This is a genomic window from Enterocloster aldenensis (assembly GCF_003434055.1).
Classification (GTDB): domain Bacteria; phylum Bacillota; class Clostridia; order Lachnospirales; family Lachnospiraceae; genus Enterocloster; species Enterocloster aldenensis.
Genome location: NZ_QVEX01000004.1, coordinates 24,608 through 35,275, shown reverse-complemented (window position 1 = coordinate 35,275; position 10,668 = coordinate 24,608). Strand labels below are relative to the sequence as shown.

General features: G+C 51.9%; 6 protein-coding genes and 2 tRNA genes. 1 reads left to right on the top strand and 7 read right to left on the bottom strand.

Annotated features, from left to right (window positions below; all coding sequences use genetic code 11):
• Positions 1-96: 96 nt before the first annotated feature.
• The 7 genes from DWX59_RS10240 to DWX59_RS10210 form a co-directional block, all read right to left on the bottom strand.
• A complete protein-coding gene (locus tag DWX59_RS10240; protein ID WP_117558726.1) occupies positions 97-1,194 on the bottom strand; it encodes an ABC transporter substrate-binding protein in 1,098 nt (365 codons plus the stop codon).
• A 175-nt stretch (positions 1,195-1,369) separates the two neighbouring features.
• On the bottom strand, positions 1,370-2,893 hold the full coding sequence (locus DWX59_RS10235; protein ID WP_227116338.1) for a sensor histidine kinase: 1,524 nt from the start codon (positions 2,891-2,893) through the stop codon (positions 1,370-1,372).
• Positions 2,894-2,907: 14 nt separating this feature from the next.
• A complete protein-coding gene (locus DWX59_RS10230; protein ID WP_117558722.1) occupies positions 2,908-4,536 on the bottom strand; it encodes a response regulator in 1,629 nt (542 codons plus the stop codon).
• A 232-nt stretch (positions 4,537-4,768) separates the two neighbouring features.
• A complete protein-coding gene (locus tag DWX59_RS10225) occupies positions 4,769-5,725 on the bottom strand; it encodes an alpha/beta hydrolase (protein ID WP_117558720.1) in 957 nt (318 codons plus the stop codon).
• A 121-nt stretch (positions 5,726-5,846) separates the two neighbouring features.
• The gene (locus DWX59_RS10220) at positions 5,847-9,596 is read right to left on the bottom strand and encodes a sensor domain-containing diguanylate cyclase/phosphohydrolase (protein WP_117558718.1); all 3,750 of its coding nucleotides are present in this window, start codon (positions 9,594-9,596) and stop codon (positions 5,847-5,849) included.
• A 59-nt stretch (positions 9,597-9,655) separates the two neighbouring features.
• Complete coding sequence (locus tag DWX59_RS10215; protein WP_117558716.1) at positions 9,656-10,015, bottom strand: Hpt domain-containing protein; 360 nt, start codon at positions 10,013-10,015, stop codon at positions 9,656-9,658.
• Positions 10,016-10,277: 262 nt separating this feature from the next.
• A tRNA-Leu gene (locus DWX59_RS10210) sits at positions 10,278-10,361 on the bottom strand.
• A 176-nt stretch (positions 10,362-10,537) separates the two neighbouring features.
• Here DWX59_RS10210 and DWX59_RS10205 point away from each other — a divergent pair.
• A tRNA-Leu gene (locus DWX59_RS10205) sits at positions 10,538-10,621 on the top strand.
• Positions 10,622-10,668 lie beyond the last annotated feature (47 nt).

Below are 10,668 nucleotides of genomic sequence, written 5' to 3'. Positions count from 1 at the left end.
CACAGGGCATGTTTCCACTATCCGCCTGTCTGCCAGACTACTAGAAGGGGGAGAGCCGTGAAACGACTCTCCCCACCGCCTTTCCTCTCATGACTATTAATACGCACGCTCAGCCTTGATGGCTTCCAGATCCATGGATGTATCGAAGTAAGCCTCGTCTACATACTGGATTTTCTCAACAGTCTCGCCTTTTTCCAGCTTCTTGATGATTTCATCCACACGTGGTCCGTGAAGTGGGTTGCACTCAAACGCTGCGTTTAAGTCGCCTGCTATCATTGCGTCAAATGCTGCCTTAACTGCGTCGAAGGAGAAGATAATGATGTCACCATCAGGTCCGCAGGTCTTGCCTGCTGCCTTGATTGCGTCAATTGCGCCGAATGCCATGTTATCGTTCTCAGCCACTACCACATCGATATCGTCATAGGACTTTAAGAAGGATTCCATGACCTCCTGGCCCTTAGCCTGTGTGAACTCACCGGTCTGCTTATCTAACATCTTCCAGTTGCTGTGCTGTGCAAGGATGTTTGCAAAACCGTCCGTACGGCCAACCTGTGCGGATGCGCCGATGGTTCCCTGAAGGGTTACGATGTTGATTTCCTCATCGCCCCTGCCCTGGTCCTCTAAGTACTTAGCCAGCCAGTTGCCTGCGTCCTCACCTTCCTTGATGAAGTTGCCGCCTACCCAGCACTCATATAAGCTTTCATCCACGTCCATCATACGGTCGGACAGGATAACCGGGATTCCTGCTTCCTGTGCTTCCTGAAGCACTGCTTCCCATCCGGTCTCAACCACAGGCGCTACCACGATATAGTCAACGTCCTGCTGGATGAAGCTTCTGATGGCCTTAATCTGATTCTCCTGTTTCTGCTGTGCATCATCGAAAATCAGCTTATATCCGTTTTCTTCCGTAAATGTGGATTTAAAGGACTCTGTGTTGGCTGTCCTCCAGTCAGACTCAGCTCCGACCTGGGCATATCCGACCACGATCAGGTCATCGGAAGATGCTGTATCGGCTGCAGGAGCCTCTGTGTCAGCCTCGGGAGCCGCTGTTGTGTCAGCTGCAGGAGCTGCGGTTGTCTCTGCTGCGGGAGCTGCGGTTGTTGCGTCAGCTGGTTTGCTTGCGCCGCCGCACCCTGAAAGCAGGGACGCTGCCATTGCCGCACCTAATACAACACTTAATGTTTTTTTCCTCATAATACGTAAACCTCCTTAGATTTGTTGTTTTGTTTCCCCTTGTTGATGGTTCTATGATACCAGCTGTAAATAACAAAAACAACGGAATTTCTCCGTTGTTTTGTACACGATTTTTCGAATTTTCACTGTTTGTCCATACTTCCGGGTGTTTTTTTACGAAAAAAGGGGGAATTTTTTAAACAGTCTCATATTCCATGTCCAGAGGGATACATACCAGCGCAGTGGTCCCCTCTCCCTGGATGCTGTGGAATTTAAGGCTGCACCGTCCTCCATAGTTGAGCCTCAGCCGTTCCGCCACATTAAACAGCCCAAACCCGCCCTTGGAGGCAGAGCCGTTCCTGTCAGAAGGCCTGTCCTCCCCCCTGAGCTTGCGCTGTACCGCCTCCATCTCCTCCTGCGTCATCCCGGCCCCGTCGTCCCGGATTTCGAAGACAGCCCTGTCGTCCCTGGCATATCCCCGGACCCAGATATGCCCCCTGCCCCGTTTGTTCTTAATGCCATGGTAGAGGGCATTTTCCACAAGAGGCTGCAGGGTAAGCTTAAGTATGCGGTATTCTTCCAGGGATTTATCCAGCGCCACTTCATAATCCAGGATATCCTGGTAGCGGATTTTCTGAATCTGCAGATAACTCTCAATATGGCCCATCTCTTCCTTGATGGTTATGAAATCCTTGCCCCCGCTTAAGGTGGTCCTGAAGAATTCGGACAGGGAGGTGACCATGTCCACCACTTCCCGGTTCTGCCCGCCCTCTGCCAGCCATACAATGGTGTCCAGTGTGTTGTAGAGGAAATGGGGATTAATCTGCTCCTGCAAAAGCTGCAGTTCCATGACCCTGCGCTGGTTCTGCTCCTGGCGTATATCCTCAATCAGGCGGCCGATTTCCCCTTTCATATGGTCAAAGCTGCCGGTGAGGATTGCCAGTTCATCCCCGGATTCAATCTTGGGTCCCGAGGTAAAGTCCCCCCTTGCCACCCGTTCTGTTTCATTGCATAATTTCTGGATGGGCTCGGTCACGCTTTTTGTAATCCTGCGGCTGAGGATCAGTCCCAGCCCCAGTATCATCCCCAGAAGGCTCAGGCTTACCACTATGGCCATGCGTTCCTGGAGTTCCAGCTGCTGCTGGATTTCCTGCACATGAAGGGTCTCATAGTAGATGTATTCCTGGCTCTGTTCCGCGATATCCTCTGTCAGCATATAGACTCCCATTTCCAGAAGCTGCATGTTCTTGTCATAACTGCCGTAGGGAAGGTTGTCTTCAATCTCATTGACCCTGTCCTCCAGCTGGTCCAGGCAGTGGATGATCCAGGTAATCCTGCGCCGGTTCCCATCGTCCGTGGTCCGCTTTAAGAGCTGGCGGTACACCTTCCTGGTGGAATTAATCATCTCATGGGGATCCTTTATCTGCTCCCATCCATAGGGCCTGTCCTCCTCAGGCATGTCATGGATGTCCTGGTATGTCATGGTGCCGATTGCAATCCGGTACATGGTGTAGTCCAGGTCTTCCCGGAAATACGCCATGCTGTTATTCACATCCGTGATATTGACAATGCTCTGGTTATAGGCATTGCAGAACTTCACCACGGTGGCCATAAGGTAGATGACCAGCACGGTCAGAGGGATGATGATGATGAATGTCATGGTGTTCAGCCGTTTTTCCAGGGGAAGGCGGTCCAAAAACCGTTTTTCCCTTTCCCGCATATGCCCGGGCCCCCTCATAACCGCTCCCTGCTTCCTGCCCTATACTCTTTGGGCGTGCATCCCACTGTCTTCTTAAACAGATACCCGAAATAGTGGGAATCTTTATATCCGACTTCATAACCGATCTCAGTGGTTTTCATATTGGAGCACATGAGCAGTTCCTTGGCCCGCTCCATCCTGACACTGGTTAGGTATTCCACAAAGGTCACGCCCATCTCCTGGCTGAATATGGAGCTGAAATAACTGGGGCTGATGTTCACCCTGGCAGCCACCGTGTTAAGCGAAATATCCTCCCTGGCATAGTTCCCGCGTATAAATGCCCTGGCCTCCTCCAGCACCTGGCTGTATTTGCTGGCTGTCTGGCTGTCCCGAAGAAGCATGGTTTCCTCAAACAGGCGGATCAGGCTTTCTTTTAATGCCGTAATGGAATGTCGTTCCTTCATCACCATATCCATATCAGCTACTCCGTCCGGAAGCCTTGACAGATCCATCCCCAGTTCCTCCAGGAAGGTGCGCACGCACAGATAGCAGTCCATGATGATATACTGGCGGAACATGAAGGACTGGTAGTTCTTTTCTCCCACATTCTGGAAATACTCTTCCACAAAACCTCTGGCTTCCCCTGAAATTCCCTGTTTCAGGAAATTCTCCAGGGTTTTCCGGTTTACTTTGGAGCCATCCACTGAATGGATGTCAATGGGTTCCTCTGCCGAGGAAAGCATCTGCTCCATCTGGCTGTAATGCACAACCTGGTTCATTTCCGAGAAAAAGCGGCAGGCAAATGCCTGTCCGGCCTGCTGGTAGGACTGCTGAAGGTCCCCCAGCCGGTTGACACAGCATCCGATGCTGCCAAAATACTGTATATCCCTGTATGTATGCACCAGTTCCCCAAGATGGACCGCGCATTCCTTCATCCTGCGCTCCACCTCCTGCTCTGATTCCCCGGTCAAGATAAAGGCCCATCCCTCATCTCCCCGGTCAAATACAAGTATGTGGGACCTTCCCTCCATATGCTCCTCAATGGCCTCCTGGCAGGAAACCACTGCGTCGGACCATATGCTGGAGGGCCCGGACGGAATCAGCTTAAAAAGCATGAGCTGGTAAAAGGAAGCCGACAGTTCCAGGCCCAGCTCCTCCCCCCGTTCAAGGGCTTCTTTAAAATTAATCCGACTGGTCACCAGGTCCCTGAACAGGCGCTGGCGCTCCAGCACCGTGTTCTCCGCCATCTCCAGGCGGTAGCGCTCCAGCATGCCTTCCTCTTCCCGCTCTTTCTCAATCACATCCGCCACCTTTTTCACTGCCTCCAGCAGTTTGGACGCGGTAATGGGCTTTAAGAGGTAATCCGTGACCCCGATGTGGATGGCCTGTTTCGCATAGTCAAACTCATTATAACCGCTGAGGATGATGATCTTGATTTTGGGAAATTCCTTTTTCACCAGCTCTGAAAGCTCCAGTCCATCCATGAACGGCATACGGATATCCGTAATCAGGATGTCCGGCTGCGCTTTCTTTATCATGGGATACGCCAGCTCCCCGTCGCTTGCCTCACCTGCAAATATAAGGCCCTCCTTTTCCCACGGAATGTTGTTCTTGATCCCATTGCGCATGACGACCTCATCTTCCACAAGAAATACCTTTATCATAACACCTGCCCGCCCCTCTTATGCAATTCAGTCCTGCACGACCCATTTTCCTGCCATCAGGTCCGTAAAGTCCAACTGTTTGTTGTTACTTAGTATAGAATATAAGCAGGCTAATTTCAAGATATTTCCTTTCTGCCTGAAAAACCGCGCAAAAAAACAGGGACAGACCCTTCGTCCGGGACGAAACCGTCTTCCCCTGTCAATCAGCCAGCCAATGCCGGCCCTGCCGCTGTTATTTGTTTTTCCTGTTTATCCACTCCGTGGAGACATCCATGGCAGCCCTGCACGCCCTTGTCTGGTCCAGGGAATTAAGCATGACAAAATCATGGATCATGGCCTGGAAACGGATGGCGGTCACGTCCACCCCGGCTTCCCTCAGGCGCCTGGCATAGGCCTCGCCTTCATCCCGGAGCACATCGGCTTCCCCATTGAGGATCATGGCAGGGGGCAGGCCTTTCAGCTGGTCCCTTACAGCCCTGAGCGGGGATGCGGTTATCTGGTTCCGGTCCTTCTGGCAAATGGTGTACTGGTTCCAGAACCACTCCATCCCGGCCCGGTACAGGTAGTACCCTTCCGCGAATTCACGGTAGCTGCATGTGTCAAAGCAGGCATTGGTCACAGGATAGTACAGCAGCTGCTTCTGGATGAGCGGCCCTTTCCTGTACTTTGCCATGATTGTCATCACCGTGGCCATATTGCCTCCCACGCTGTCCCCGGCCACGGTCAGTGTGCCCGGATTGGCGGTAAAGCCCATGGACCGCACCAGTTCCGGCACCATGCACATCACGCTGTAGCACTGCTCAATGGCCACAGGATAACGCGCTTCCGGGGAACGGCTGTATTCCGGGAAGATGAGCAGGGAACCGGTCCTGGCAGCCAGTTCACGCACCAGCTTCTCATGGGTATGATAGCTGCCGAACACCCAGCCGGCGCCGTGGATGAAAAAAATCACATCAGCCAGCGCCGGCGTATTGCCCGGATCCACCAGGTAAACCGGTATCGTCCCCCATCTTCCTGTATTGACACTGACCCGGCTGACCTTGGCTGGATATTTGTACACCGGACTGTCCTGCGCCTTTTCCAGCACCATCCGTCCCTGGGCAGGAGGAAGTTCAAAAATAAGGGGTGGTTTAGAATTGGCCTCACAGACAGCTTCCGCTTCTGCCTCCAGTGGTACACAACGTTTCATATGGTAACTCCTCTTTGGGCTGCCTGGGCTGTGTTTGAAAATTGCTTTCCGGCAGCACCTGTTTCTTTATAACCAGGATATTCCGTTTCTTCCATTATGCCCCTGAAAACATGATTCTTTCTTATTTTTCCATGCCTTCCTTATACTTGGTGATGTCATGGCATGCCAGGAGGCAGGCTTCCTTCTTCCTCCAGCGGATCAGGGAAGCATCTGCCAGCGACCACACCTTAAGGATAGGGTTATATACCTCCAGCGTACAGTTGATTTTCTGGTCAATATCCTTCATCGGGCATTTGCTGCAGGGCTCATCTTTGCAGAAAAACGCTTCATGGCACCGCATCCCCACCCTGGAATCCGGCGCAAGCCTGTGGGTCTTCTCATTGATGTACAGAAGCTCCTTTGTCTTTGCATCCACCACATATATCCATGAATCCTGGTGGTCCAGCACCGTGCACAGGTCCTCCGCCAGTTCCATGGCATTGTCCTGGGCCCTGCGCTTAAGAAGGAACAGGGACAGCAGTTCGGAGATGAATGACAGGATTTCTATCTGGCTGATGGTCCACATGCATTTGGACGTGCAGTCGTCAAAGCCTACCCAGCCCTTAAATTCACCGTTATCCTTGATTGCGCACTGAAGCATGGACTGAATCCCCTGCCTGGCCAGCATTTCCCTTATGTCCTCCGGGAACCTGCTTATATCATCACAGTAAAGGACCCCCCTCTCATTGAAAAAGCTTTTGTAGTCCGCGCTCATATCATCGTAGGACATATCCTGCAGCATATCCTTCTGGGATTCAATCCCTTCCCTGCACCACTCAAATGTATTGCTGTAGGACCGGCCGTCCTCTGAATTCTCAAATATATATGCCCGGCTTACCTGAAGGCGCTCCCCCAACAGTTCCAGCACATTCTCAACCGCCCGGTCCAGCTGCACCGCCTTGCTGAAGATATTAAAGGCCCGTGGAAGAAGGTCATTTAACACCACCCCGCTGCCTTCCTCTGATTCTATGGTGGTGTTGGCAGCTGTCTGCCTTGGGGCATTCTGGCCGTAGGCCTTGTTCTCCATGGACTGTTCGTAAATCTGGTATTGTTTTTTGCCGCAGGCCTTTGCATGGTACAGGGCCACATCCGCTTTTTGGAACAGGGTCTGGAAATCCTCCCCATCTTCCGGGCACACCGCAATCCCCGTGCTGCATGTGATGCTGCAGTCCTTGGGCAGTTCCTCCAGAACCCGGTCAAAGCATTCCAGGATACGGTCCGCAACCGCCATGACCTGGCCCTCACCCAGCGCTCCCTGAAGCATGGCCATGAACTCATCCCCGCCGATACGCGATACAATATCGCTGCTTCTGAACAGATGTGAAAGCTGGGCCGCAATCTTTGTAAGCACGGCATCGCCGAACATATGGCCGTACCTATCATTGACCATCTTAAAGTTATCAATGTCAATGATGAACAGGGCCAGTCCCTCCCCCTCTTCCCGGTTCGCCAGCATGTATTCAATCTTCTGACGGGCGGATGCCTTATTGTACAGCTTGGTGAGGGTATCCCGTTCAGCCCTGGCCTTCAGTTCCTGGGCCGCTGTTTTCTCATCATTGATATCTATCACGATCCCGACCGCCTTACACGGCCTTCCCTGGTCATCGAACTGCATGGTTGCCCTAAGCTTGCACCATTGGTAACGGCCCCTGGAATCCGATACCTTGAACTCCAGTTCCCCATAGCGCCTGCCGGAACGCATCTCATTGATAAATACCCCAAAAGGAGCCATGTCCTCGGGATGGAGATGGGATATCTTGGGTATCCGCTCCGATGCCCTGGTGGAAATAGGGTCATATCCGAACTTTGATTTCCAGTTGGAGGAATAGGCAACCGTATCTGTTTCCACATCCCACTCAAAAAAGATATCGTTAGTCTGCTCCATGACAATCTTATACCGTTCCAGGCCAAGGCGCAGTTCCTCCTGGGCATGTTTTGTCTGGTTGATATCAATGACCACGCTGTAAAGGTACTCCTGTCCCTGCCGGTCAGTCATCAGGCAGCCCTTGGTCAGCACCCAGCTGATGCATCCATATGCGTCAACCACCCTGTGCTCCAGTTCAAATTCACTTCCCCGGTTCAGCTGGTCCAGCAGCTCCTTCCTGACACGTCCCCGGTCCTCCGGATGGATGATTTCCAGATAGCGGTCATTAAACTTACTGCGGACAACCTCCCTATCATATCCCATGAATCCGTCATCCATATCAAGGATGGTAAGCCACTGGTCATTGCGGTAACGGGATATACCCTTTAATATCTGATGGAGGATCTGGCTTTCATCCGCATGACGGGAGGGGGCTGATTCTCCGCTCCCGTCCGGATCCTCCAGGGCTTTCCACAAAAGCAGGGCCTTTCTCTGGCGGGGATGCTCCGTATCAATCCTGAGTATGGTCAGTTCATACCAGCGCCATTCCAGTCCTTCCCGGACACGGTGCTTCCAGGACTGCTTTAACAGCCCCTCCGCAAAAAACTCAGGCATTCCTTCCTTCCATGCGATCTGCATGTATTCCCGGTCTTCCGGTCTGACCATCTCGGAAATATACCGCGCAGCCGCATCCTCCAGGCGCTCGCCCTGGAAGGCGCGCTTAATCCGGAGATTGGGCGCATATACCAGATGATAGCTTCCCGTAGAAAAATCCACCTCAGCCACCATCGTATTCTCATAACGCAGCATGGCCAGGTACTTCAGCTGCTCCAACTGCAGCGCGCTGACACGGCTCTCAGCCGCGGCCTGCTCCTTATTCTGCATGTGAAGCGGGTTCCCTGAGGGCACGTTGCCGTCAGCATACTTCTGGCACAGGGCAGAAAGCACCGGCAGCACCAGCTTAAAGCATTCCATCAGCCTGGGGGAGTATATGCCGCATTCCCCATTGAGGATCATGTTGGCCGCCTGCTGGTAAGGGATTGCCTTCTTGTACACCCGATCCGAGGTCAGGGCGTCAAATGCATCCACCACCGACACTGCCTGGGCGCAGATTGGGATGGCGTCCCCGCAGAGCCCCTCCGGGTATCCCTTTCCATCCCACCGTTCGTGATGATAGCGGCAGATATTATAGGCATACTGCAGATATTCCTTATCACTCATCCGCCCCAGGCTCTCCAGGATCTGGCACCCCTTGGTGGTATGGGTCTTCATGATTTCAAACTCTTCCGGCGTCAGGCGCCCGGGCTTGTTGAGGATACGGTCCTCAATGGCAATCTTGCCGATGTCATGGAGGGCTGAGGCAGATGCAATCACCTCAATCTTATGCTGGTCCAATCCGTATTCCGGACAGTTTTGGGCCAATTCCTGAAGGAGGACCCTGGTAAGGAGACGGATCCGCTTGATGTGCTGCCCGGATTCCAGGCTCCTGTACTCAATGACAGAGGACAGGGCGTCTACCAGCACGTCATTGGACTCCTTCAGCTTATGGGCCTGCTGGTCCACCATGTCCTCCAGGTTATGCTTATGCAGGTAAAGCTCAATGATATTATGTACGCGCCGCTTCACCACATGAGGTTCAAATGGCTTTACAATGATGTCCGAGGCGCCCAGGTCAAAGGAATGCAGTTCCCCTTCCAGGGAATTATCTGCCGTAATGACCACCACCGGCACCTCATCCAGGAGTCCGCTGCCCCCCATCTCCTTCATTACCTGATATCCATCCATAACAGGCATTACCACATCCAGCAGCATGATTGCTATATTGCCGTGATACTGCTTCAGGAGCAGAAGGGCCTGTTCTCCGTTCTCAGCTTCCAACAGATGATACTCTTCCTGGAACAGACCGCTCAGTATGACCCGGTTGACCTCCATATCATCTACTATCAGAATCGTATCTCGCTGACCCATGTCAATTCTTCCTCTCTACGGATTCCCCTGAATCCGCACTTCCGTTCCATGGAGTATTTTTAAAGTAATCCTTTTTTCAGGATTCCGCAGATTTCATCATATGCGGCTTTCAGGTCAGGGAATGTTCCGGCTGCCGCCCCATAATCGCCGTCCCTTATGAGACTCACCATCTCCGATGAAATATTATAAAGCTTTGTAAGACCCAGATTAGCCGTCAATCCCTTAAAGGTATGGGTGGCTGTCAGGGCCAGCTGCGCATCCCCGGCCTTAAATGCATCCGTCACCATCCCAAAGGTGGGGTCGGACAAAAACTTATTAAGGAACCTCTCATAAAGCCCTGAATTGCCGCTGAACCGCCTCACCGCACCCTCTGTGTCCACTCCAGCCTCCTGAAGTGTAAGTATTGTATTTAACTCCATAATGCCTCCTTCTACCGGAACCGGACATGGGCATTTCCCACACCAACGCCGTTTTTATACCTGTTTTTTAATACCTGTTATCTGATTTATCTTTTTCAGGTCCTATATTCTTATACACATGCTTTCATTTTAGCATATCCCATTGTAAATTACACCTGTATTTTGTAAAATCCCGGCCCTGTCCCAAAGGGCGCGTAAGGCCCATGGGCGCACAAAAAAAGAACCTTTGTAATCCAACAAAGATTCCTCTTCTAAATAACAGTGCGGGAGATGGGACTTGAACCCACACGAGCATACACCCACAAGATCCTTAGTCTTGCCTGTCTGCCAATTCCAGCACTCCCGCAACACGAATGATAGTATATCACAGAGTTTTTAAATTGGCAACTATTTTTTGAAATTTTTTCTAATTTTTTTTATCTGGTAATCTCAGGAAATTTTTTTTAAAATAGTGTTGACAAAAAGGCCAACCTATCTTATAATAACTTTCGTTGCCTGAGACAAAACAGTTCAGTGCAAAACGCAGAAGTGGCGGAATTGGCAGACGCGCACGGTTCAGGTCCGTGTGGTAGTAATACCTTGAGGGTTCGACTCCCTTCTTCTGCACTTGCAGGAAAACCCCGGATTCCATGATTGGAATCCGGGGTTTTGTT